Source organism: Nocardioides sp. NPDC004968, from assembly GCF_040608935.1.
Classification (GTDB): Bacteria; Actinomycetota; Actinomycetes; order Propionibacteriales; family Nocardioidaceae; genus Nocardioides.
This window is the reverse complement of record NZ_JBEXJF010000002.1, coordinates 34,819-56,635: the sequence shown is the minus strand read 5'-3', so window position 1 is coordinate 56,635 and position 21,817 is coordinate 34,819. Positions and strand designations below refer to the sequence as shown.

Sequence of the window (21,817 nt, the reverse complement as noted above, 5' to 3'; positions counted from 1 at the left end):
GGAGAAATGCTGATCCTGGGCCTCGTGCTGATCGTCGTTGCCGCAGTCCTCATCGTGCTGGGTCTCTTCACCACCGGTAACGGTGATCTCGACGACCCGACCGCCACCCTGCTCGGCCTCCCGGTCGGCTCGACCACGATCTTCGTGATCGGCCTCGTCGCCGGCGTACTCCTCCTCTTCGGCCTCTCCCTCACCAAGTGGGGCGGCAAGCTCCAGGCGAAGAACATGAAGGAGAAGCGCCAGATGCGGAAGCTGACCAAGACGCTGCAGGACGTCACGCCCGAGTCGAAGGACGAGGCGTAGTTCTCGCTGCGGAGCATTGCGTAGAGTCTCTGCAGGCCCTCGGATTTGCTATTGCAAAGATGGTCGGGCGGCCGCTAAGTTTGCGATAGCAAACCGACAAGGAGAATACGTGACCCCCACACGTCGCAGGCCCCAACTAGCCCTCGCGTTCACCATCATCGCCCTTGCCCTGACCACCGGCCCCGCTGTTGCCGACGACACCGGCGTCACCGACAGCACCGAGAACCAGCGACTCCAGCTGGTCCTGGACGCGTCCGGTTCGATGAAGGAACCCGCAGCCAAGGGCACCAAGATCCAAGCCGCCCGCAAGGCTCTCGGCCATGTCATCGACACCCTGCCGGACCAAGCCCAGGTAGGCCTGCGGGTCTATGGCGCCAAGGTCAGCACCGGGCCCAAAGCCTGCACCGACTCCCAGGAGGTCGTTGCCCCCGGAACCGACAACCGCGACCAGCTCCGCGACGCGATCACGGCCTACAAGCCCCTCGGTGAAACCCCTATCGGATATGCCCTCCAGCAGGCAGGCAAAGACCTCGGCAGCGAAGGCAAACGCACCATCGTCCTGGTCTCCGACGGCGAGCCCACCTGCTCCCCCGATCCCTGCGAGGTCGCCAAGAAGCTCTCCCGGGACGGAATCGACCTCAAGATCGATGTCGTCGGGCTCTCGGTCGACGCCAAGACCCGCAAGAAGCTCCGCTGCATCGCCGACGCGGGACACGGCAGCTACTTCGACGCCGACGACGCCGAATCGCTCACCGAACGGCTCACCGTCACCTCCACCCGGGCCTTTCGGCCCTTCGACTTCTCCGGGACTCCCGTGACCGGATCGGCGAACCCGCTGGACGCGCCCGAGATCGGCGTGGGCCAGTACCTCGACCAGTTGCCGGCAAAGGACGGCGTCACCTTCTACAAGATCCCGCGTACGGTCCCTGGTTCCACTATCCATGTCGGCACCACCGCCCGTACGACAGTCGAAGGCGGCGGCACCGGCCTCTTGATGACACTGAGCGACGACCCCAACGGCGTAACCGAGTGTGACCGCGCCACCTCGTTCGATGGGATCTCCGGTGGCGTCAGGCTGTTGAACGCGAGCCTCAACAGCTGGTCGTCCAACCCGGACGACAGCTGCGCCACGGTCGACTTCCTGGTGCTGAGCATCAAGCAGTCGATCAACAACGACCTCGAGGACAGCCCCGTCGAGATCGTGGTCTTCGAGGAGCCTCCGCTGGCCGAAGGCTCGGAGCAGAGCCTTCCGCCTGCCGACAAGGCCATCGAGTGGGAGCCGATGACTCCCGGCAAGTCGACCGGCGAGGTCGTCTCCGGGACCAGCATCGCGAGCGCCCCCGAGATCGAGCCCGGCAGCTACACGCTCAACATCCGCTCCGGCGAGCGTCAGGTCTTCGCGATCCCTCTGAACTGGGGCGAGCGCCTTCAGGTGCAGATCGACGCCGACCTGTCGGAGAAGACCATCAACACCCACAGCGTCAACGGCGGGTTCGAGCCCAACATCATCAGCCCGACCCGCGGCGACGAGACCTACAACTTCGGCATTCACACGCCCGACGACTGGTCCGACCTTCCACTCGCCAACATGCCGAACGTCGACAACTGGCATTGGCGAAAGGGCGCGGCCAGCCACCCGGTGAGCTACCTCAACCGCTCGGTCGTCGACCAAGACATGGTCGCCTCTTCTCTGGCCGGCTATCGCTACATCGACGTCGGCTACAACATCGACAACCCAGATGCCGTCGTCGAGTACGACCTGACGGTCAAGGTCCTCGGCCAAGCAGGCGACGGTGAGCCCGAGTATGCCGAGGACGGCGATGCAGTCGCTCCGGACGGCGCCCAGGACGTCGCGGTTGAACCGCAAGAGCCCGCCAAGTCGGGCCCGGCAACCGATGACGACTTCCCCGTCGTCGGTGCGACACTCACCGGCGTCGGCGCGCTCGTGCTGGTCGGCGGGATCATCGCCACCGTTCTGGCCACGCGCAAGCGCCGTCAGATCAGCTGAAGAGCATCCAGATGCCCGTCGACAGCAATCCCAACCCCACGATGGTCGCCAGCATGCCGAGCACCGCTGATCGGGCCCACGGGGTTCGAGCAGGAGCTTGAGCTGGAGGTTGAATAGGCAGGTCGAGATGCTCCAGCACCTCGACCTGCCTGCCCTCGTCGTCGGGCGCAACGCCCTCAGGCGGAACCTGGCCGGTCTGCGCAAGCAGGCGACGGGCGTCCAGGGCCGAGGCCGGCCGGAAGGCCGGGTCTCTGCTCGTCAGAGAGCGCGCCACATTCCACAGCCGCTGATCGACACCGTCAGGAGCGACCGCCGCCAGGCTTCCGCTTTCTGTGGGAGGTCGGGTAGCCGTCAGCATCTCCATGAGTACGACGCCAGCCGCCCACAGATCCTGCGCTGGGCTCGGATCACTCATCACGCCCTGCTCGGGGGCGCGATAGCCAGGCGTTCCCAGCAGCTGATAGGCCTCGGTCAGCCGCGGCTCCTCGGCGGCGATCGCAATGCCAAAGTCCGAGAGACGCAGATGCGGGCGCCCCAGCCCGGTCGGCTCCAGCAGCAGGTTGGCGGGCTTAACGTCGCGATGAACGATCCCGGCACTGTGCACCGCGTCGAGCGCGACGAGCAGCTGATCGAGCAGGCATGCGGCCCATTGCCCGGGCAAGGGGCCGTAGTCCTTCAGCAGACTGTGCACCGATCCACCGCGTACGAGGTCCATCGTGAACAGGACCCGATCGTCCTCGGCCGACCAGCCCAGCGGTGAGACACAATGCTCACTGTCGATCCGGAACGACTGCTCACGGACAAAGCGGATCAACGACGCTGCGTCGCTGTGGCGCAGCATCTTGGCAGCACGATGAACGCCCTCACGCTGGTCCCAGGCGAGCCAGACCGTCCCCATGCCGCCTTCGCCGATAGGGTCGAGAAGCTCGTAGCGGCCCGCGAAGACCTCACCCATCGTTGACGCCGAAGGTCTGCAGGAGCTTGGCAATCGCCGGATGACTCGCTCGCAGCTGTTCGGCTGCCGCTGCGAACTCTTGGGATGACGCGGCAGCGCGGAACACTGCACGTACGGCCGCAGGGTCGGCTTCGGTGTGATGCGTGACGACCGCCTCCGAGGTGCGCGCGGCCTCGAGTTGTCGTACGGCATCGTCGAGCGACTGCTCACCAGCGGCGACGCGGCACGCGGCGGCGTACATCAGCTGCAGGCGTTTGACCGCCGCAGGATTGCCGATCTTGACCCTCCGCGCATTCATGAGCTGAGACAGCATCGGCGCTGAGATGCCCAACAGATCGGCGACCCTGACCTGCGTCAACGACAACACCGAGGAACACCGCTTGATCAAGTCACCGAGCGGCTCACCATAGAGGTGGGCCTGTGCCCGTCGGTTGTCATCCGCGCTGCTTGCGGTCATGGCGGTCACACTATCGAGATGAGCCTCGTAGCCTGACCCGACCGACCCCGCCTGGACGCTGCCTCTAGTCCGGCCGAGGCTCGGTCGGGCCGGCTCTCGCCTCGGCGACCGGGTCCCCCGGCTGACCGAGCCAGCGCGGTCCCTCGACCCGCACGGTGACGGTGACGTCCTCCCCGGCGATCTCGCACGACTCCAATGTGGCGCCGTTGCGGGCGGTGATCGTCGACGCCTCCGCACATGCGTCCTCGGAGACCTGGAGCGCGTTGGCGCCCGCCAAGGCGGCCAGATCGGCCGCGGACTGTGCGGTGCGGTGGGCGACGAAGACCGCGCCCACGACACCCAGCGCCGCGCCGAGGAAGAGCAGGAGTCCGATCGCGCCGACCGCGAACGGGGCTGCCGACCCGCGTTCGTCCTCGCCCGCCCGCAACGTGCTCACTGCTCCCCCCGCGTCGCCTCGGTCGCAGCGACCGCCTCGCCGCGAACGGTCACACCCGGTATCCACCTGAAGATCCCGCCGGGCCCGGTCACCCGGGCTCGGGCCGAGGCGACGACCTCCTCGGCGCCGGCGCTGACACTCACCTGTGTGCCCGCAGGCCCGACCCGACGTCCGCGGGCGACGGCGGAGCCGCTGTCGTCCCCTCGGGCGACGGCCCGGGCGGTCTCCCGAGCCGCGTCGACCACCTGGATCTGCGCCGCTCCCACCGACAGCAACCACACCAGCCCGATGGTCACGGCCACCAGGAGCGGGATGACCATCACCAGCTCCGCGGTCGCGGCGCCTCGCTCGTCCCGCTGCCCGCGGACCACGGCTCAGATCCCCAGCAGGCTGAGCACGTGCTGGAACAGCCTGTTGAGCAGGTCGTTGCCGAAGCCACCGGTGAGCAACTTGTAGAGCAGGCCGGCGAGCCCGGCACCTGCCGCCGTCCCGACGGCGTATTCGGCCGTCGTGATCCCCTTCTCGTCCTTCCGAAGATGTGTCTTGGCCATGGTTGGTCCTCTCTGGTCGATGGCCGTCGGTACGGCCGCTCACGACGACAATGACCCGCTCCACCGACATCCGCGACCGCCATGTCGCCGGCTGTGGACAACCCGATCCCGAACCCACCCTGTGGATGACAAACGGCCCGTTGATCAGGGAAAACAAGCGCGCCGAGACGCCACATACGTCGGTCGAGTCGGCATTCGGCTGCCAGCTCGACCGACGCGCGTGACGGCTCGGCCGACGGGGGTGACGGCTCGGCCGGGTCAGATGCCGAGGTTGGAGAGGAGGCCGCCGACGACAGGGACGACGCCCAGCAGCAGGAAGGCGGGGAGGAGACAGATGCCGAGCGGGACGGCGGCCTTGACGCCCACCGCGCGGGCGCGGTCCTCGACCTCTGCCCGGGCATTTCTGGTCAGATCGTCGGCAAGGCGCTCGACCGTCGTGGCGACCGGGGCACCGGTCGCCTGAGCTCGGGCCAGTGCTCGGCCCAGCGGCGCCAGCGCGGGATCGTCCACCAGGGTGCGCCAGGTCTTCTCCGGATCGGCTCCCAGACGAAGCCGAGAGGCCGCCGGCAGAAGTCGGGCGGCTGCCGGCCCGGGCAGCGCTGCGGCGACGGCCACGAGCGCCTCGGCGGGCGCCGCGCCGGAGGAGAGCGCGGCGGAGAGCAGGCGGACCAAGGCAGGCAGCTCGGCCTTCGCGGCCTCCCGCTCGCGCCGGACCTCGGCGGGCTCGACCCGGCCGATGACCAGCCAGCAGACGACACCCGCCGGAGCGGCGAGTACGGCACCCGCCGTGCCGCCGACGAACGAGTAGACGGCACCGGCGGCGAGCAGCGCCAGCAACGGCCGCCAGCGCATCATCCAGCCGCCGGGATCATCCCGGTCCGCAACGGCCGCGATCCTGCCGGGAAGTGGTGAGGCTGGCGCGGGCAGCAACGCTGCTGCCAGCCCGAGCGAGACAGCCGCGAACCACATGCTCATCGGGCCACCTCCGTAGCGCAAGCGCCAGAATACGGACGCGGCCCGATGAAAGGTCCAAAGTTCGCTCGCTGACGCTCGCTCATCTCGCCTCCACCCCACGCGCGATGCCCTCGATCCACCACAGCCCCAGCCAGCCGAGCAGCAGTCCGAGACCGAGGCAGGCCAGACCCACCGGCGATCCGAAGAGGAACGCCAGCGGGTCGCCGCCGACGCCGCTGCCCATCGCCAGGGCAGCCACCGGCAGGCCTGCGATCAGGCGGGCGGTGGAGCGCGCCGAGCCGAGCTCGCCGTCGACGACCCGCTGGGTGGCGGCTGCGGCCCGCAGGTCCAGCGCCACCCGGTCGAGTGCGTCCGCGAGACCGCTCCCGGTCTGGTGGGCGATCTGCCAGGCCGCGGCGACCACACGGAGCGATCCCGCCCCAGGCACCTCGGCGACCTGCCGCCACGCGGCTGGTACGTCGGAGCCCATCCGCTGCGCCTCCGCGACCGGCTCGATCACCGGCCACTCCGTGGCGAGCTGCGTCAGCGCGGGACCGGGCGGGTGCCCGGCGGTAAGCTCGGCGGCCATCTGCTCGCAGGCCTCGACGACGCGGTTGGCCGTACGCCCAGCCTCGATCCGCTCGCAGCGGCGCCGCCACAGGGCGACACCGCCAAAGGTGGCGATCCCGAGCAAGACAGCCGCGACGACCGCCTTGCCCGGGAAGACGATGGGGATCAAGGCGACCAGGAGGAACGACCACCGCGGCACCCGCCACTCAGGCGACCGTGGTCCAACCGCTGCTCGTGGGCGGAGCATCAGCGCGGCGGCGGCACCGAGCAGGCCGGCGACCAGCCCGAGGCTCAGCGCACTCACCGCTCCGCTCCCAGCAGCGCTTCGAGCCGGTCTGCGGCCGGTCCGGCGACCACGACGTCATCGGCGGCCACCGAGAAGGCGGTCTCCATCCGGACCAGCCCATCGGCTCCGCGACACGGGACCGCGATCTCGGTCAGCACCCGGCGGCCGTCACGTCGCCGCAGGTGCACGACCACGTCGACACCAGAGGCGAACTGGCTGTGCGCCGCCTCCCTGCCGAGACCGGCGGCGAGCGCCAGCGCCTCCACCCGAGCCGGCACATCGGCGGCGGAGTTGGCGTGCAGCGTGCCGCAGCCACCCTCGTGGCCGGTGTTCAACGCGGCGAGGAGATCGACGACCTCAGCGCCACGCACCTCCCCCACGACCAGCCGGTCCGGCCGCATCCTGAGGGCCTGGCGGACCAGCGTATGGAGCTCGACGGCGCCGGCGGCCTCGATGTTGGCCGGGCGCGCCTCGAGGCCGACCACATGCGGATGGTCCGGACGCAGCTCGGAGGCGTCCTCCACCAGCACCAGCCGCTCCTCCGGCGGCACCAAGGACAACAGCGACGCCAGCAAGGTGGTCTTCCCTGTGCCGGTGCCTCCGGAGACGAGAAACGCCGACCGTGCCAGCACCAGCCGGCGCAGCAGATCAGCCACGCGGGGAACCACCATCCCCGAAGCCTCCAGCTCGGCGAGCGTGAACGCCCGCGCCGACGGCACCCGCAACGAGATCACCGTGCCCGGTCGCGCCAGCGGCGCCAGCACCGCATGGAACCGGCTGCCGTCGCCCAGCCTCAGGTCGACGTAGGGCGAGGCATCGTCCAGGCGGCGGCCGGCCCCGGCGGCCAACCGCTGCGCCAGCCGGCGAACCGCGTCGTCGTCAGGAAACGCGACCGGAGCGGGCTCCAGGCCGGAGCCGCGGTCGATGAAGACCTGATCGGGCCCGTTGACGAGGACGTCGGTCACTCCCGGCAACCGCAGCAGCGGCTCCAACGGCCCCGCGCCGACCACGTCGCGCCGCAGCATCTCGTAGACCGCCAGCACCGTCGCGTCACCGACGATCCGTCCCTCCGCACGAAGCGCCTCCTGAACCCGGTGCGGGGTGAGCTCGCCCGGCGTACGGGCCAGGTGGTCGCGGACGAGGTCGACGACCTGAGGCGCGATGTCGACAGCGCCGATCATGCGACCATCACCCCCGCGCGGACCCGACAGCGCATCAGCACCTCTGCCGCGGCACGGGCCAGCGGCGCCCGCTTCGAGCGGATCGGCCCCAGGCCCAGGTCGATGGCCTCTGAGAGCCCGCGCTGGTCGGACATCGAGGCGATCACCGGGAGCCCGAGCGCACGCCCCACGGCCTCCGGCTCGGCCGCGCGGCCGCGGACGACGAGCCGCACCCGATCCCGCTCGGGAAGGCGGGAGATCAGCCGAGCGGCGGACGCCGTGCCGGTGACGTTCGCCCGAACGATGACGAGGACGATGTCGCAGCCGGTCAGCAGCGCCTCAGCGGCGGCGTCGGACTCGCGTGGCAGGTCGACCACGACCAGGTCATGGCCGCGTCGGGCGGCGGCGAGCACCTCGCGCACCACCTCGGGCCGCGGTGGCACAACGTCGCCGCCCGGCCACCCCAGCAGGCCCAGCCACCCGACGTGCGGCACCGCCTCACGCAACGCCCGCGCACCCAGCCGCCCGGCAGTCTGCCCGAGATCGCCCCAGGTCACGCCGGGGATCTCGTCGAGGCCGAGCACCCGCCCGGCTCCAGGACCGAGCCGGTCAGCGTCGATCAGCAGCGTCGACCCACGGTCTGCTCCCAGGCTGGCCAGGGCCGCGGCGTACGTCGTCGCACCGGCTCCACCCGATCCGGCCAGGACGCCGACGACCGTGCCGTCGCCGCCCTCACCGTCGCTGACGTCGGCGAGCAGCCCGGCGACCACGGTCTCGGCAGCCGGCAACTCGAGCAACGTCTCGGCGCCGACCTCCAGCGCGGCCCGGAGCAGCGGTTCGCCGGTCGAGCCCCATCCCACGACGTACACCCCGTCTCTTCGGGGTGGACGCAGCGATGCCACCTCCGCCAGGAGGTCGGCGCCGACGAGGATCAGTGGCGGGCGTTGCCATCGACGCAGGGCGCCGACGGCGTCGGTGCACTCCTCGACGGTGACGCCGGAGGCGGCGGCCAGGCGAGCCGCCTCAGCGGCGAGCAACGAGTCCGAGGTGATGACAAGCGGTTCCGAGGTCATGGCAGCAGGATCCGCCGCGACACCGACAATTCCACTCGCAAATTCAGGACCTGTGGATAACCCCGTCCCGGACCCGCCCTGTGGATGGTGATCGGCCCGCCCAACGGCCGTCTACGATGTGCCCATGACACGCATCGCTGCGTTCTTCGACCTCGACAAGACGATCATCGCGAGGTCGAGCACGCTTGCGTTCTCCAAGCATTTCCAGGCCGGCGGCCTGATCACCCGCGCGGCCATGATCCGCTCGGCCTACACGCAGTTCGTCTACGTCGTCGGCGGTGCCGACCACGACCAGATGGAGAAGATGCGCAAGGCGCTCTCCGAGATGGTCACCGGCTGGGACGTGGCGACCGTCAAGGAGATCGTCGCCGACACCCTCCACAACGTGGTCGACCCGCTCGTCTACGAGGAGGCGGTGCAGCTCATCGAGCAGCACCACGCCCAGGGTCACGACGTCATCATCGTCTCCGCCTCCGGCACCGAGCTGGTCGAGCCGATCGGCACGATGCTCGGCGCCGACCACGTCGTCGCCACCCAGATGGAGATCGAGGACGGCCGCTACACCGGCGAGATCGCGCTCTACGCCTACCGCGAGGAGAAGGCCCGCGCGGTCCAGCAGTTGGCCGAGCGCTTCGGCTACGACCTCGAGCAGTCGTACGCCTACTCCGACTCCGTCACCGACCTCCCCATGCTGGAGGAGGTCGGCCACGCGTTCGCGGTCAATCCCGACAAGGACCTCCGTAAGGCTGCCAAGGAACGCGGCTGGGACATCCTGGTCTTCAACAAGCCGGTCGCGCTGCGCAGCCGCGTGCTCACCCCGTCCACGCCGACCCTGGCCGCGCTGGCCGTCGGGGGCGCCGTCGCGATCGCCGGCGGCGTCATCTGGGCGGGCACGAAGCGCCGTCGCCTCGGCGCCTGACCCAATTCTGCAGAAGCGGCATCATCCTCCTCATCCTGCAGAATTTCCAGCCTTGTATCTGGCCGCCGATCGGCGTAGAAACAGAGGTGTAACAAGACGTACACGAGTGAGAGGCACCCACGCGGCGATCCACCCATCTGATGGGGTGCTGTAGCCGGGGAGAAATCCCGACGCAGTGACCAGACCTTGCACGCTTGGTAACCAGAAACGCTCGTGTCAGCGGTGGCACCCGGTGCTCACAACCCACCGGGTGCCACCTGCTTTTGCCTCGTCTACTCGGCCGCGTCCAGGCGTAGCGGCGAAGCCTCGGCCCCGGCGGCGTACGCCTCGGCCGCGTAGAGCAGCCACGAGTGCGCCCCCGCCTGGCCACCCTCGCGGAAGCCGCGCAGGTTCGACTCGTAGGCGGCCCGCAGCGCCAGATGGCCGGCCTCGGGCACGACCAGCGACTTCTCGTCCACGCCACGCGCGACCAGGATGAGCCGCTCTGCGGCACGCGCGACGAGCCCGTTGTGGGATGCGAACGGAGCAGCGGTCGCCAGATCGGCGTGCACGAACGCCGCCACGACCAGCGCCGGCGCGGACGTTGGGGCGAGCAGCAGATCGGAGAGACGCCGCAACCGCTCGGCCGACTCGGCCGAGCGCGGACGGCCCAGCTCCTCAGGGTCCAGCGACCCCGCCGCTGCCAGCGCGTGCAGCCGCGCGAACGCCTGCAGCGGCGCGTGCTTCACCACCGGCACCAGCGAGAGCAGCTCGGTCGAGAGCCGTACCGCGTCCTGCGCGATCGCATCCCCGCCCGAGTCGCGAACCTCACCCAAGGACGACGAGGACCCTTCCAGCACGGCAGAGGCGTGCGCACCGCGCAGCAGCGACTCGGCGGTGGTCTCCGGAGACGTACGCCGCAGTCCCCGGTCACGCAGCATCACGTCGATACCGTCACGAGCTGCGGCGAAGCCCGAGGCCACACCTTCGAGCGACACCAACCGGGCAAGCGGATCGTCCTTCACGCGTCAACCTTAAGCGCGCGTTACCCTGACCGAGATGACGGACCCAGCCAACCCCGATCCGGCACGCTCCTTCGGCGGCGTGGCGGACAGCTATGACCGCGGGCGCCCGTCCTACCCGGTGGATGCGGTGAAGTGGCTGGTCGGCGCGGAGCCGTGCTCGGTCCTCGAGCTCGGGGCCGGCACCGGCAAGCTCACCGAGGTGCTGGTCGGCCTGGGCCACGACGTCTTCGCGACCGACCCGGACGACGCGATGCTCGACATCCTCTCCGGGAAGCTCCCGGACGTACGCGCCACCAGCGGAACCGCCGAGCAGATCCCGACCGGCGACAGCCTCTACGACGTGGTCGTCGTCGGCCAGGCGTTCCACTGGTTCGACCACGCCAAGGCGCTGGCGGAGATCGGGCGGGTGCTGCGTACGGACGGACGACTCGCCGTGGTCCAGAACGAGCGCGACGAGCGGATCCCCTGGGTGCGCAAGCTCGGCAAGCTGATCGGCAAGCAGACTGGACTGACAGAAGAGGGCGGCTTCGACCCGACCTCGATCCTCGACGACTCCGGGTTCTTCTCCGCAGTGGAGGCCCAGACGTTCCGGCACTGGCAGGTCGTCGACCGCCACTCGATCCAGGACCTGGTCCAGTCGCGCTCCAACATCGCCACCCTCGAGCCGGAGGCTCAGCAGCAGAAGCGGCGCGACGTGCTGGCCTTCTACGACGACTACGGCCGCGGCATGGACGGCATGCAGCTGCCCTACAACTGCCGCGCCTGGCGTGCGCAGGTGCTCCCGCACGCGCACGTCAAGCACACCGTCGAGGTCGTCGAGACGGACGAGGAGCAGGAGCCGAAGGTGCCGCTGGCCAAGCGCACCGACACCGCCGTACGCCTCCCCCGCGTCATCACCGACCCCGAGAACGGCGACGACGACCTGCTCATCGACTTCCGGTGAGCCCCGCGATCAAAGCACTGTTCGCGGACGCGTCGTGAGCGCGTCGCGCTCCGGGTCCATGAGATCGAAGCTCTGGATGACCCAGAAGATCGTGAAGCAGACCAGCAGCGAGACCTCGGTCGCCAGCAGCCAGTACGTCCAGCCGGTCAGGCCCAGCACGATGCCGGCCGCCAGCAACACCACCATGGCCACGACCAGCGCCCAGTAGGTCTTGTCCAGCCGCGTACGCGCCTTGTCGGCCTCCCGCGCGATCTTCCGCACGCCCCAGTCGGTGTTGAGCACGACCGCCAGCGCGAACGGCGTGAAGGTGAAGATCGCCGCGAGCCCGTGGGCCTTCGCCGCAAAGCTCTCCTGGTCGATCAGCAGCCAGCCCACACCGACGACCCATGCCCCCGCGACGGAAACCAGCCCGATGGCGCCCCAGCGCGACGGCCAGGCCCCGGCAGCGGCGCGCTTGCGGAGCCCGAAGATCAGCACGACCACCCAGCCGATCGCCATCACCGCCAGATAGCTCCAGGCGTTGTTGACGATGGCGGCCTTGTCGATCTGCTGCCCGATCTCCGGCGTCGGCACGAAGCCGACCATCGGCGCCGAGAGCCCGGCGAGGTTGAGCGCGGTGTCCTCCGCGTCGGTATAGCCCCGCAGCACCACCAGACACACGCCCAGCGCGCACAGCACCGCGGTGAAGACCGGGCCCGCCGGGGTGTAGTAGTAGGACGAGATGGAGGTCTGCCACTCCCCGCTCGTGATCGTCTCGGCGCCCACCGAGATCGCGAGCCCCGCGAGCAGACAGCACAGAGCGAAACGGACATAGCGGTACGTCGTCACCTCGGTCGTCATAGCCCCGAACGTAGCGGGATCCGGCCACCCTCGGGGCCCTATTCAGCAGCGCGTCCGAGACCCGCGCCAATCGTTCACCGAGCAATGTCGAGGAACGCATAGCGTGACGAACGCCACATCAGATACCGTAAATCGAGCCCGGATCCCCGCCGGTTTCGATAAATCCTCCGCCGCTCCTACGATGCGCGCGTGAAGATGACGATCAAGTGAAATCCTTCGCCCCGAGCCGATGATGTCTTGGGATGCGCCCACGGACGCGTTAGCGTCCGGACGAAGCCGCATATCTCTGCCGTAGCCCCACCACCATCACCGCTCGGGCGATGCCTCCTGCGGAAAAAGTGAGGTCGACATGTCCACCGTGACATTCCTCGAGGACGGCCCTTCCGTTCTCTCCCTGTACGAAGGTTTCTTCGCCGGTGGCGCCCGGATCCTGCACACCGCAGTCGTCCGCGCGCTCGACGCCACCACGCCTCAGCAGCACAGCGTGCTGAGCCTCAGCGACCGCGTGCAGCGCGAGTTCACCGCGCAGCGGATCTCCTCCGACAACTCCTACCGCCGCCTGACCTCGGCCGGCGTGCCGGTGCGGGCATTGAGACGTACACCGACGGGCCCCATCACCACCAGCCAGCTCAAGCGCGTGGCGCAGTCGGTGGCGAAGGCCGACGTGGTGCTCTCCCTCAAGGAGCAGCCACTCACGGTGCTGGGCAGGGTCGGTACGTCCGGGACGCCGCTGATCACCTGCCTGCACCGCTCCGACCCGGAGCACCAGGGGGCCGGGGTGCAGGAGCTCATCGACCTCGACCGGGCCGGGCTGCTGACCGCGGCCGTGTGCTGCGCGGAGTCGACCCAGCGGGCCTACCACGAGGCGACCGGGATCCCGCTGGAGCGGCTGCCGGTCTTCCCCAACGGGGTCGACCTCTACAAGTTCCGCACCGACGCCGAACTGCGGGCCGGCAAGCGGGCCGAGCTCGGCGTGGACGGCGACGCACCCGTGGTGATGATCGCGGCCCGCTTCGACGAGATGAAGAACATCCCGCTCTTCGTCCGGGCGGCGCGCCGGTTCGTGCAGGAGCACCCCGACGCCCACCTCGTCATGTGCGGCGCCGGGATGACCGCGGACAACCCGGCCTTCGCCCAGCTCATCACCGAGGAGCTCGGCGCGTGGCCGGCGCTGGAGACCAACCTGCACGCTCTCGGGATCCAGAGCCAGATGGCGCCGCTCTACAACGCCGCCGACCTGATCACGCTCACCTCGGCATTCGGCGAGGCCGCCCCGCTGTGCCTGCTCGAGGGGATGGCCTGCGGCGCGGTCCCGGTGACCACGCCGGTCGGCGACGCTCCGGCGATGGTCGGCGACCTCCGCCTGGTCTCGAGCTTCGACCCGGCCGAGATGGCCGAGTCCTGGAAGGCCGCCTTCGCCCAGCGCGAGGAGCACTTCGAGCGCATCTTCCGCAACCGGCAGCGCCTCTCCGAGCAGCGGCTCTTCGATGCGTACGCCCGGCTCATCAAGGACTCCGCCGACGCAGCCCTCATCCCGATGGCGGTTTGAGACGACCGCTGGTCGAGCCTCGTGAGCGGGGCTCGACCAGCGGTCGGGCGGATCAGTAGATGCTCACGCCGTAGGCGTTGACGGCCTCACGAACGGGCTGGAAGAAGGTCGTTCCGCCCGTCCTGCAATTGCCGGAGCCACCCGAGGTGATGCCGAGGGCCTTGGTGCCGTCGTAGAGCGCACCGCCGGAGTCGCCCGGCTCGGCGCACACGTTGGTCTGGATCAGGCCGCTGACCCGGCCGGAGCCCTGGTAGCGGACGGTGACGTTGAGCGCCTGGACGGTGCCGGTGTGGACGCCGGTGGTGGAGCCGTCTCGGGTGACCCGCTCACCGACGTACGCATCGGCGACCGAGAAGCCGCCGGGGTGCGAGAGCGAGGGGTTGTCATAGCGAACCAGGGCGTAGTCGTTGCCCGGGAAACTCGAGGAGACCGTCGGGCCGATCAGGGTCGACTGGCCCGAGTTGGCGTACCAGGTCGGAACCTCGTCACCGCAGTGACCGGCGGTGATGAAGTAGTAGCTGCTGCCGCTCTGCACGTTGAACCCCAACGAGCAGCGGTAGCCGGAGCCGTAGATCGCATCGCCGGCGCCGAGCAGCGTGGTGAACTCGCCGGCGGTGCGCTTGATCGTGAGTGCCTCGGCGTCGGCGCCTGCGGCCTTGGTGAGCTTGGCGAGCTCCGCCTTGGAGACGGTGGAGTCGGCGGTGACGACGACCTTGCCGGTCGCTGCGTCGGTGTACCAGGCGATGCCGGATACGGCTGACTTGTCGACGGCGGAGTGGACCGCTGCCAGCGCCTTCGGACTGAACTCCTTGTGATCTGGTGCGGCGACGGCCGGCGTGGTGGCAGCTGTGGCTGCCAGGCCAAGACCGGCGAAGACTGCGGCCAGACGGGTGCGGGACGTGGTGAACCTCATGTGTTCCTCCTACGAACGACCAGGCACCCGCGTGGTTGCAGGCGCCAGGAATGCCCGACCACCGCGATGTGCCCGAGCACGCCTTCTCGGGAGTATGTCGGCGGCTCGATCGGTCGGCTATGCGGAGGAAGAAAATTTCACCGCCAGGCGGAAATCATTACCAAATAGGGCGAAGTGGTCTGAACCACTTCGCCCCATTCGAGCTGCGTATCAGTAGATGTTGACGTCGTAGGCGTTGAGGGCCTCGCGGACAGGCTGGAAGAAGGTGGTGCCGCCCGAGTCGCAGTCACCGGAGCCGCCCGAGGTGATCCCGAGCGCGGTCGAGCCGGCGTAGAGCGGGCCACCGGAGTCGCCCGACTCGGCACAGATGTCGGTCTGGATCATGCCGCGGACGGTGCCGGACCCGCGGTAGCGGACCGAGACGTCGAGCGCCTCGACCCGGCCGGAGTGCACGCCGGTGGACGAGCCGTCGCGGGTGACCCGCTGACCGACGCGCGCGTCACCGACCGAGTAGCCGCCCTGGTGGGTCAGCGAGGTGTTGTCGTAACGCACCAGCGCGTAGTCGTTGCCCGGGAAGCTCGACTTCACCGTCGGTCCGATCCGGGTGGTCCGACCGGAGTTGGTGTACCACGTCGCCACCTCTTCGGCGCAGTGGCCCGCGGTGAGGAAGTAGTGGGTGCCGCGGCTGCGTACGTTGAAGCCAACCGAGCATCGAACACCTGAGCCGTAGACGGCGTCGCCGGAGCCGATGAAGGGCTTGAACTCGCCCTTGGCGCGCTTGATCGTGATCGCGTCGGCATCGGCGCCGACCGTCTCGGTCAGCCTGCTCAGCGCGGACGCGGGGACGGTGGAGTCCGCGGTCACGACCACCTTGCCGGTGGCCTCGTCGGTGTACCAGGCGATACCGGACAGCGCGGACCTGTTGACCGCGGAGTCGACGGCGGCGTAGGCGGCCGCCAGCGCGTTGGCGCGGGCCCCCACCTCCGGTGGCGCGGCGACCGCCGGCGTGGCCGCGGCGCTAGCCGCCAGCCCTAGTCCGACCGCTGCTGCGAGCAGACGGTTACGTGACCTGGTGAACCTCATACGTTCCTCCACCGCGGATTGTGCCCGAACACGACCACAGTGAGTATGTCGTTGTAAGCACCTCATCGGCCAGTCGTTGGCAAAAAACTTTCGTAGTTCGACGAAATTTCGTACGCCGCGGGGCAAAGTGGCCCAAACCACCTCACCCCGCGGCGTACTCGTGCTTGATCAGTAACGCTCGGTCAAGAGCACTTGATCAGTAGATCGTGGCGCCGTACACGCTGAGCGCCTCGGTCACCGGCTGGAAGAAGGTGGTTCCGCCGGTGGAGCAGTTGCCGCTGCCGCCGGAGGTCAGACCCAGTGCGGTCGAACCGGAGTAGAGCGCGCCACCGGAGTCACCGGGCTCCGCGCACACGTTGGTCTGGATCAGGCCGCTGACGGTGCCCTCGGCGTAGCGGACGCTGGCGTTGACCGCCGTCACGGTGCCGGTGTGGACACCGGTGGTCGAGCCATCACGGGTGACGCTCTGGCCGACCCGAGCGGTGCCTGCGGTGAAGCCACCGGTCTTCGAGATGGAGGAGTCGTACTCGACGATGCCGTAGTCGTTGCCCGGGAAGCTCGAGCCCGCGGTGTAGCCCAGCAGCGTGGTGTTCGACGAGTTGGCGTACCAGGTCGAGATGCCGTTGGTGCAGTGGCCCGCGGTCAGGAAGTAGTCGGCGCCGCCGACCTTGACGTTGAAGCCGAGGGAGCAGCGGGAGCCGCCGCCGTAGATGGCGTCGCCGGGGCCGATGAGCGGGCTGAACTCGCCCTTGGTGTGCTTGACGGTCACGGCCTCGTCGCCCTGGCTCGTCTTCTCGGCGGCAGCCTCCTTGACCTCGGCGATCTCGGCCGCGGAGACGGTCTCGTCGACGGTGATGACGACCTTGTTGGTGGCCGGGTCGGTGTACCACGAGGAGCCGACCGGAGCGGACTCGGCGACGGCCGACTTGACCGACGCGACCTCGGCCTTGCTGAACTCGGCATCCGCGGCGGCTGCCGGGACGGCGACGGCGGCGGAGGCCGCGAGACCCACACCCGCGGCAAGCGCGGCGATCGTGCGGGGACGGAAGGTGGTGCGTTGGAACCTCATACGTCTCCTCCTGGGGGAAAGGCCCATGTGTTGTGGGCTTCCGCACCCGAATCCACGGGTTTCGCGGCTTACCGGGGGCGGGTAACTGAGTTTCGTGTTCTTTCCCTTGCTCCGCATCACAATCGATTCCCCAAGAATTCGCATTGCAAAGACTCGTTCATCGAATTCCTGCAATGCAGCAACACGCGATTCCGCAGGGTTTGCGGCGCCCCGCCCACAGAAGAGGATTGGGTAAGCATTGCCAAGTTGTAGGTACCCGGGTCCTGGGCCGCGTACGGTGGGTGTCCGTGTTCATCTCGCTGCTCGAGCAAGGATTCGGGCGGGATTTCGTCCGTCTTCCAAACCTTCGGCGTGGCGACTGTTGATAGATGGTAGACAAACCCCATGCCGTATCCGCCGCCCCCAGGCTCCCCCGGTTCGGGCGCGCCTGACGAGGAGCCGCAGAAGCAGCCTGCGCCTTTCGACTACAACGAGCGCCTGATCGGACTCTCCGACGACGGCGGCAACCGACCGGCGTTCAACGCCCGCAAGGAGCGCGCCGGCCAGGGCGGGCCGCTGCGCCAGATCTTGACCATCGCCGTCTCCCTCGGGCTCGTGGTCGTGTGCGGGGTGGTCGTCTACGCCCTCTTCACCCGCGGCGACGACGCGGCCACGACCGCCGGAGCACCGACCGCGAGCGACACGGCTTCGGCCGGCCAGACACCGAGCGAGTCGGCGAGCCAGGGTGGCGGAAGCTCCGACGTCGGCGGTGAGTCCAGCGGCAAGCCCGACTGGCCCGCGACCAGCTCCCCGGCCGACCCCAGCGACGGCGCCACCAGCTCGCGTTCGACCATCGGCCCCGAACACCTCTCCAAGGACGATGTCCCCCGCCCCTGGGAGTTCACCTACGGCGACGTCACCCTGAAGGCCCGCTACCTGAGCGGCAAGGACTACTCCGGCTGCAAGGCGACCCTGAAGCCCGCGATCCGCAACCTCGGCTGCGACTACGCCGCGCGGGTCTCCTACAAGGCTCAGCGGGGCAACCTGCGGATGACCCACTTCATCTACGACTTCAGCACCGTCGAGGCCGCAGGGAAGGCCGCCAAGAAGATCGAGCCGCGGCACGTGATCCCGCCCACGGAAGCCTCCCTGCCCGACTACACCCAGGGCTGGTTCAAGGTGAAGGACTACGGCAAGTACGTCGTCTACACCATGGTCACGGCCAGCGACGGCATCACCGTGGCCCAGGGCAAGGAGTACACCTCCTACGGCAACACCGACCTCGGCGCGGAGATCCTCTTCCGGATGTGAGCCCGGGTCAGGGGGTCGCCTGGTCCTCTGCTCCGGGCGAGGCTCCTACCGTGGGCGAAGGCTCCGTCGAGACGCCGCCACCCTCGTTGGGCTGCGCCGACGGCGAGGCGCTCGACCCGGTCGAGCTCGACGGCTCGGCGCTCGGCGTCTCCGTCGCGGCCGACTCCGACGGCTCGGTCGACTCCGAAGGTTCAGTGCTCGCACCCGCGGACTCCTCCGGAGTCGCGGTCGCGCCCGGCGACGGATCCTCGTTCCGCTTCTCGTCCCGCTTCTCGGAACCGCCGCCGGTCACCCGGGAGATCGTCGTGCTGCTGTCCCCACCACCCACGATCGAGCTGACGCTGCGCCCGGCCGCCAGCTCGAAGATCGTGATCGCGACGACCACGACCACGAACATCGCCAAGGAGAGCAGGGCGATCCGCTTCCAGGGCAGCGTCTTGAGGCGCTCCTGCCACGACGGCGTCGGCTCCGTGTCGCCACCCTCGGCCGCATCGGCCACTTCCGCCGCCTCGCCCACGGAGCCCGAAGTCGGCTCGGTCGCAGGCTCCGAGGTGGCCCGTACGCCGGCGAGCCCGGCCGACCGCCACCGGCCCAGGGCCTGGACGCTGGTCACCTTCTCGTGGCTCTTCGCGAGCCACTGGGAGTAGAGGTTGGTGCCGACCGTCGCCGCGACGCTGCCGAGCGCCGCCCCGACGAGGGTGCCGACGGCACCCAGCGTGGAGAGCAGCACCGCGGAGGTGACGGCAGCAAGGGCACCTGCGGTGGTCGCGAGCCAGTCGATGCGGGCCGGTTTCGATTCGCGGGTATCGCTGGAGGGCGGGGTGTTGCTCATTAGGCCCAGGTTAACTCGCGAACCGATGCTACCGGCACCAACTTGACGCAGATCACCCCTGACTCAGGTCACGCTCCAGTGCCGCTGCGCCGGACATCAGGGTCGCGACGACGCTCGGCAGGGACTCCTTGTCGTAGCGGACGCTGGGCATGGAGATCGACATCCCGGCGACGACGTCGCCACCGGCGCCACGGACGGGGACGCCGACGGCGACCACGCCCCGCTCGGAGCGACCGTCGTTGAAGGCGAAGCCGTTGCGGCGTACGCGCTCGAGCTCGGTACGCAGCGCGTCGATGTCCGGGCGGTCGGCCAGGTGGTCGGCGTACCTCTCCCGGGAGTAGATCGAGGCGACCTCGTCGTCGGAGATCTGGGCCAGGAGCAGGAGGCCGGCGGTGGTGCGGTGAGCGGGGAAGACCATGCCCTCGCGGGAGCCGACCTTGAGCGACTGCGGCGACTCGACCGAGGCGATGAAGCGGCAGGTCTCACCGGTGCGTACAGCGACGTTGGCGGACTCGCCCAGCAGGTCGACCAGGCGCTGCAGATGCGGCAGCGCGACCTGGCGGAGCCGGGATGCGGTCGAGCGGGAGTGGGCGGCCAGCTCCAGCACCGGTCCGGCTCGGTAGACCTTGTCCTCGTCCTGGACCGCGAAGTCGCGGTAGACCAGCATCGCCAGCAGCCGGTGGGCGGTGGAGCGGGCTACGTCGAGCCGAGCCGCTGCCTCCGAGACGGTCAGGCGGCCTTCGAGCTGGAGGATCGCCGCCAGCTTGAGTGCGTGGTCGACGCTGGTGATCGCATACGGGGGCCGGGTCTTGAGCGGCTTGTCCATCCCACCTCTTCCTGATCACACCAAACCAAGCATCTATCGCTCGCCTCCGCAGGAGATTGACCGAGCTGAGGAGGGGGCTGTGACAATGACCACGTCTTCGAGGCACTCCCGCCCCGACTCACCGACATGATCGTGAAAGGCTGAACGCGATGTCCGTCCTGATCGGCACCATCCCGACACGTACGTTCGACGACTCCCGTCGCTGGGTCGCGGAGGGCACGGCTCTGCTGACCGGCGCCGTCGACGGTCTGGACAGTCCCGCCTTCGACGCCGACTCGCAGCTGCCCGGCTGGACCCGCAAGCACCTGGTCGGCCACGTCGCCGCCAACGCCGATGCCCTCGGCAACCTGATCTCCTGGGCCGAGACGGGCGTGGAGAAGCGGATGTACGCCTCCACGGAGCAGCGCAACGCCGACATCGAGGAGGCAGCGACGCGACCGGCCGAGGAGCTCCGCTCGTGGTATCACCGCGGCGCCGCGGAGCTCGACGCGGCCATGGACCGGCTGACCCCCGAGCAGTGGGAGCACGAGGTGATCACCGCCCAGCTCGTCACCCGGAAGGCGAGCGACGTCCCGTGGATGCGGGCCCGTGAGGTCTTCGTCCACGCCGTAGACCTCGGCGTCGGAATCACCTTCGCCGATCTGCCCGACGACTTCCTGCTCGCCCTCGCCGACGAGATCCGTACGAAGCGGGGACTCGCTGACGACGACCTGCTCGGTGTCGAGGGCCCGCTTCCCGAGGTGGCTGCCTGGCTCGCCGGGCGACCGCACGACCTCGTGGACGCGCCGACGCTCGGATCGTGGCTCTGACCGTTCCTGGGATCAACTCCAGCGGGCGAGCTTGTCCGGGTTCAGGACGATCCAGACGTCGGTGACCCGGCCGCCGGCGACCCTCAGGTTGGCGACACCGCGGTGAGCGCCGTCCTCGACGAACGTGAACCCGAGGCCGTCTGCGGTGGCCTCGGTCCGGATCTCCCAGGTCGGCCGCTTCGTGAGTACGCCCAGCAGGAACCGCGCCACCTTCTCCGGCCCGGCGATCGGGTTGAGGGCCGCGCTGACCCTGCCACCGCCGTCGGAACGGAGCGTGATCGACGGGTCCAGCAGCGTCACCAGCCGGCCGAGGTCGCCGCCGGCCGTGGCCGCGACGAAGGCGCGTACGACGTCGTCGTGCTCCGGCAGCGGGGCGACATCGTCGCGCTGCTGGGCGACCCGGCGGCGTGCGGAGGCGGCGAGCTGCCGCACCGCGGCCGGCGAGCGGCCGACTACCCCGGCGATGTCGCCGAACGGGACGGCGAAGATGTCATGGAGCACGAACGCGACCCTCTCCGCCGGGGTCATCGCGTCGAGCACGACGAGCAGCGCGGTGCTCACCGTGTCGTCCAGGGTCGCCCGGTCGGCCGGATCCTCGGGGGCTGCCAGGAAACCCGGCCGGACCGGCTCGGGCAGCCAGGGGCCGACGTACCTCTCCCGGCGGCTGCGCGCCGACTTGAGCACGTCGAGACAGACCCGGCTGGTCACACGGCTCAGCCAGCCGGAGGGGTTGTCGATCGCCGCCCGCTCGTCATCGGAGAGGCGATACCACCGCAGGTAGGTCTCCTGGACCGCGTCCTCGGCCTCCTCGACCGTGCCGAGCAGGCGGTAGGCGAGCGCGATCAGACGGCGGCGCTCGATCATCACCTCGCCCAGGTCGTCCATGTCAAGCATCGTGGCATCTCCTCAGGGGTTCACCCAGTGTGACGAGCCAGACATCGCGATTGTGAGGTGGCGACCTCACATTCGCATCGGCCGCCTCGTCAA

25 protein-coding genes are annotated in these 21,817 nt (G+C 69.3%); 8 read left to right on the top strand and 17 right to left on the bottom strand.

Going from position 1 to position 21,817, the window contains the following annotated elements:
- The first annotated feature begins 6 nt into the window (after positions 1-6).
- Together ABZU72_RS02795 and ABZU72_RS02790 are read left to right on the top strand one after the other, a co-directional pair.
- Entirely contained in the window at positions 7-303 is a 297-nt protein-coding gene (locus ABZU72_RS02795) for a hypothetical protein (protein WP_355017392.1), read from the top strand.
- Positions 304-412: 109 nt separating this feature from the next.
- On the top strand, positions 413-2,311 hold the full coding sequence (locus tag ABZU72_RS02790) for a VWA domain-containing protein (protein ID WP_355017391.1): 1,899 nt from the start codon (positions 413-415) through the stop codon (positions 2,309-2,311).
- Here ABZU72_RS02790 and ABZU72_RS02785 read toward each other — a convergent pair.
- The 5 genes from ABZU72_RS02785 to ABZU72_RS02765 form a co-directional block, all read right to left on the bottom strand.
- The gene (locus ABZU72_RS02785; RefSeq protein ID WP_355017390.1) at positions 2,304-3,266 is read right to left on the bottom strand and encodes a serine/threonine-protein kinase; all 963 of its coding nucleotides are present in this window, start codon (positions 3,264-3,266) and stop codon (positions 2,304-2,306) included. The genes ABZU72_RS02790 and ABZU72_RS02785 overlap by 8 nt on opposite strands.
- Positions 3,259-3,723 (bottom strand): DNA-binding protein, encoded by a 465-nt coding sequence (locus tag ABZU72_RS02780; protein WP_355017389.1) that lies wholly within the window; start codon positions 3,721-3,723, stop codon positions 3,259-3,261. Before ABZU72_RS02780 ends, ABZU72_RS02785 begins: the two co-directional genes overlap by 8 nt.
- 64 nt (positions 3,724-3,787) lie before the next feature.
- On the bottom strand, positions 3,788-4,159 hold the full coding sequence (locus ABZU72_RS02775) for an Rv3654c family TadE-like protein (protein WP_355017388.1): 372 nt from the start codon (positions 4,157-4,159) through the stop codon (positions 3,788-3,790).
- Positions 4,156-4,530 (bottom strand): TadE family protein, encoded by a 375-nt coding sequence (locus ABZU72_RS02770; RefSeq protein ID WP_355017387.1) that lies wholly within the window; start codon positions 4,528-4,530, stop codon positions 4,156-4,158. The genes ABZU72_RS02775 and ABZU72_RS02770 overlap by 4 nt, the downstream gene beginning before the upstream one ends.
- A gap of 3 nt (positions 4,531-4,533) precedes the next feature.
- On the bottom strand, positions 4,534-4,710 hold the full coding sequence (locus tag ABZU72_RS02765; protein ID WP_355017386.1) for a DUF4244 domain-containing protein: 177 nt from the start codon (positions 4,708-4,710) through the stop codon (positions 4,534-4,536).
- A gap of 50 nt (positions 4,711-4,760) precedes the next feature.
- Between ABZU72_RS02765 and ABZU72_RS02760 the strand changes: the two genes are divergently transcribed.
- Positions 4,761-4,934, top strand: a complete 174-nt coding sequence (locus ABZU72_RS02760; protein WP_355017385.1) for a hypothetical protein — start codon at positions 4,761-4,763, stop codon at positions 4,932-4,934.
- 34 nt (positions 4,935-4,968) lie between these two features.
- Here ABZU72_RS02760 and ABZU72_RS02755 read toward each other — a convergent pair whose 3' ends face one another.
- From ABZU72_RS02755 to ssd, 4 genes are all read right to left on the bottom strand, one after another.
- Positions 4,969-5,685, bottom strand: a complete 717-nt coding sequence (locus ABZU72_RS02755) for a type II secretion system F family protein (RefSeq protein WP_355017384.1) — start codon at positions 5,683-5,685, stop codon at positions 4,969-4,971.
- Positions 5,686-5,764: 79 nt separating this feature from the next.
- Positions 5,765-6,538 (bottom strand): type II secretion system F family protein, encoded by a 774-nt coding sequence (locus tag ABZU72_RS02750; protein WP_355017383.1) that lies wholly within the window; start codon positions 6,536-6,538, stop codon positions 5,765-5,767.
- A complete protein-coding gene (locus tag ABZU72_RS02745; protein ID WP_355017382.1) occupies positions 6,535-7,701 on the bottom strand; it encodes a TadA family conjugal transfer-associated ATPase in 1,167 nt (388 codons plus the stop codon). The genes ABZU72_RS02750 and ABZU72_RS02745 overlap by 4 nt, the downstream gene beginning before the upstream one ends.
- On the bottom strand, positions 7,698-8,753 hold the full coding sequence (gene ssd, locus ABZU72_RS02740) for a septum site-determining protein Ssd (RefSeq protein WP_355017381.1): 1,056 nt from the start codon (positions 8,751-8,753) through the stop codon (positions 7,698-7,700). Before ssd ends, ABZU72_RS02745 begins: the two co-directional genes overlap by 4 nt.
- A 124-nt stretch (positions 8,754-8,877) precedes the next feature.
- Between ssd and ABZU72_RS02735 the strand changes: the two genes are divergently transcribed.
- The gene (locus ABZU72_RS02735; protein WP_350713752.1) at positions 8,878-9,672 is read left to right on the top strand and encodes an HAD family hydrolase; all 795 of its coding nucleotides are present in this window, start codon (positions 8,878-8,880) and stop codon (positions 9,670-9,672) included.
- Between the two features lie 272 nt (positions 9,673-9,944).
- On the opposite strand, the gene ABZU72_RS02730 is transcribed toward ABZU72_RS02735, so the two are convergent.
- A complete protein-coding gene (locus tag ABZU72_RS02730) occupies positions 9,945-10,676 on the bottom strand; it encodes an oxidoreductase (protein WP_355017380.1) in 732 nt (243 codons plus the stop codon).
- Positions 10,677-10,710: 34 nt separating this feature from the next.
- Between ABZU72_RS02730 and ABZU72_RS02725 the strand changes: the two genes are divergently transcribed.
- Positions 10,711-11,619 (top strand): class I SAM-dependent methyltransferase, encoded by a 909-nt coding sequence (locus ABZU72_RS02725; protein WP_355017379.1) that lies wholly within the window; start codon positions 10,711-10,713, stop codon positions 11,617-11,619.
- Between the two features lie 9 nt (positions 11,620-11,628).
- Here the strand turns inward: ABZU72_RS02725 and ABZU72_RS02720 are convergent, their stop codons facing one another.
- Complete coding sequence (locus ABZU72_RS02720; RefSeq protein WP_355017378.1) at positions 11,629-12,459, bottom strand: hypothetical protein; 831 nt, start codon at positions 12,457-12,459, stop codon at positions 11,629-11,631.
- A 349-nt stretch (positions 12,460-12,808) separates the two neighbouring features.
- Here ABZU72_RS02720 and ABZU72_RS02715 point away from each other — a divergent pair, with 349 nt between their 5' ends.
- Entirely contained in the window at positions 12,809-14,008 is a 1,200-nt protein-coding gene (locus ABZU72_RS02715) for a glycosyltransferase (protein ID WP_355017377.1), read from the top strand.
- A gap of 52 nt (positions 14,009-14,060) precedes the next feature.
- On the opposite strand, the gene ABZU72_RS02710 is transcribed toward ABZU72_RS02715, so the two are convergent.
- The 3 genes from ABZU72_RS02710 to ABZU72_RS02700 all read right to left on the bottom strand — a co-directional run bounded on the left by ABZU72_RS02710 (position 14,061) and on the right by ABZU72_RS02700 (position 17,073).
- Entirely contained in the window at positions 14,061-14,921 is an 861-nt protein-coding gene (locus tag ABZU72_RS02710) for a S1 family peptidase (RefSeq protein ID WP_355017376.1), read from the bottom strand.
- 210 nt (positions 14,922-15,131) lie between these two features.
- Positions 15,132-16,004: a S1 family peptidase gene (locus ABZU72_RS02705; protein ID WP_355017375.1), complete on the bottom strand. Its 873-nt coding sequence runs from the start codon at positions 16,002-16,004 to the stop codon at positions 15,132-15,134.
- A 196-nt stretch (positions 16,005-16,200) separates the two neighbouring features.
- Positions 16,201-17,073: a S1 family peptidase gene (locus tag ABZU72_RS02700; RefSeq protein WP_355017374.1), complete on the bottom strand. Its 873-nt coding sequence runs from the start codon at positions 17,071-17,073 to the stop codon at positions 16,201-16,203.
- 384 nt (positions 17,074-17,457) lie between these two features.
- Here ABZU72_RS02700 and ABZU72_RS02695 point away from each other — a divergent pair, with 384 nt between their 5' ends.
- The gene (locus ABZU72_RS02695; protein WP_355017373.1) at positions 17,458-18,363 is read left to right on the top strand and encodes a hypothetical protein; all 906 of its coding nucleotides are present in this window, start codon (positions 17,458-17,460) and stop codon (positions 18,361-18,363) included.
- A gap of 7 nt (positions 18,364-18,370) precedes the next feature.
- Here ABZU72_RS02695 and ABZU72_RS02690 read toward each other — a convergent pair whose 3' ends face one another.
- The gene (locus tag ABZU72_RS02690) at positions 18,371-19,195 is read right to left on the bottom strand and encodes a hypothetical protein (protein ID WP_355017372.1); all 825 of its coding nucleotides are present in this window, start codon (positions 19,193-19,195) and stop codon (positions 18,371-18,373) included.
- 52 nt (positions 19,196-19,247) lie between these two features.
- Positions 19,248-20,021: an IclR family transcriptional regulator gene (locus ABZU72_RS02685; RefSeq protein WP_355017371.1), complete on the bottom strand. Its 774-nt coding sequence runs from the start codon at positions 20,019-20,021 to the stop codon at positions 19,248-19,250.
- Positions 20,022-20,170: 149 nt separating this feature from the next.
- On the opposite strand from ABZU72_RS02685, the gene ABZU72_RS02680 reads away from it, so the two are divergent.
- Positions 20,171-20,830, top strand: a complete 660-nt coding sequence (locus ABZU72_RS02680; protein ID WP_355017370.1) for a maleylpyruvate isomerase family mycothiol-dependent enzyme — start codon at positions 20,171-20,173, stop codon at positions 20,828-20,830.
- A gap of 12 nt (positions 20,831-20,842) precedes the next feature.
- Here the strand turns inward: ABZU72_RS02680 and sigJ are convergent, their stop codons facing one another.
- On the bottom strand, positions 20,843-21,724 hold the full coding sequence (gene sigJ / locus ABZU72_RS02675; protein ID WP_355017369.1) for an RNA polymerase sigma factor SigJ: 882 nt from the start codon (positions 21,722-21,724) through the stop codon (positions 20,843-20,845).
- Positions 21,725-21,817: the final 93 nt, after the last annotated feature.

Coding starts and splice junctions, on each gene's coding strand:
- ABZU72_RS02795 (WP_355017392.1), top strand. CDS start 7: ATGCTGATCCTGGGCCTCGTGCTGATCGTCGTTGCCGCAGTCCTCATC.
- ABZU72_RS02785 (WP_355017390.1), bottom strand. CDS start 3,266: ATGGGTGAGGTCTTCGCGGGCCGCTACGAGCTTCTCGACCCTATCGGC.
- ABZU72_RS02780 (WP_355017389.1), bottom strand. CDS start 3,723: ATGACCGCAAGCAGCGCGGATGACAACCGACGGGCACAGGCCCACCTC.
- ABZU72_RS02765 (WP_355017386.1), bottom strand. CDS start 4,710: ATGGCCAAGACACATCTTCGGAAGGACGAGAAGGGGATCACGACGGCC.
- ABZU72_RS02760 (WP_355017385.1), top strand. CDS start 4,761: ATGACCCGCTCCACCGACATCCGCGACCGCCATGTCGCCGGCTGTGGA.
- ABZU72_RS02755 (WP_355017384.1), bottom strand. CDS start 5,685: ATGAGCATGTGGTTCGCGGCTGTCTCGCTCGGGCTGGCAGCAGCGTTG.
- ABZU72_RS02745 (WP_355017382.1), bottom strand. CDS start 7,701: ATGATCGGCGCTGTCGACATCGCGCCTCAGGTCGTCGACCTCGTCCGC.
- ssd (WP_355017381.1), bottom strand. CDS start 8,753: ATGACCTCGGAACCGCTTGTCATCACCTCGGACTCGTTGCTCGCCGCT.
- ABZU72_RS02735 (WP_350713752.1), top strand. CDS start 8,878: ATGACACGCATCGCTGCGTTCTTCGACCTCGACAAGACGATCATCGCG.
- ABZU72_RS02725 (WP_355017379.1), top strand. CDS start 10,711: ATGACGGACCCAGCCAACCCCGATCCGGCACGCTCCTTCGGCGGCGTG.
- ABZU72_RS02720 (WP_355017378.1), bottom strand. CDS start 12,459: ATGACGACCGAGGTGACGACGTACCGCTATGTCCGTTTCGCTCTGTGC.
- ABZU72_RS02715 (WP_355017377.1), top strand. CDS start 12,809: ATGTCCACCGTGACATTCCTCGAGGACGGCCCTTCCGTTCTCTCCCTG.
- ABZU72_RS02710 (WP_355017376.1), bottom strand. CDS start 14,921: ATGAGGTTCACCACGTCCCGCACCCGTCTGGCCGCAGTCTTCGCCGGT.
- ABZU72_RS02705 (WP_355017375.1), bottom strand. CDS start 16,004: ATGAGGTTCACCAGGTCACGTAACCGTCTGCTCGCAGCAGCGGTCGGA.
- ABZU72_RS02700 (WP_355017374.1), bottom strand. CDS start 17,073: ATGAGGTTCCAACGCACCACCTTCCGTCCCCGCACGATCGCCGCGCTT.
- ABZU72_RS02695 (WP_355017373.1), top strand. CDS start 17,458: ATGCCGTATCCGCCGCCCCCAGGCTCCCCCGGTTCGGGCGCGCCTGAC.
- ABZU72_RS02690 (WP_355017372.1), bottom strand. CDS start 19,195: ATGAGCAACACCCCGCCCTCCAGCGATACCCGCGAATCGAAACCGGCC.
- ABZU72_RS02685 (WP_355017371.1), bottom strand. CDS start 20,021: ATGGACAAGCCGCTCAAGACCCGGCCCCCGTATGCGATCACCAGCGTC.
- ABZU72_RS02680 (WP_355017370.1), top strand. CDS start 20,171: ATGTCCGTCCTGATCGGCACCATCCCGACACGTACGTTCGACGACTCC.
- sigJ (WP_355017369.1), bottom strand. CDS start 21,724: ATGCTTGACATGGACGACCTGGGCGAGGTGATGATCGAGCGCCGCCGT.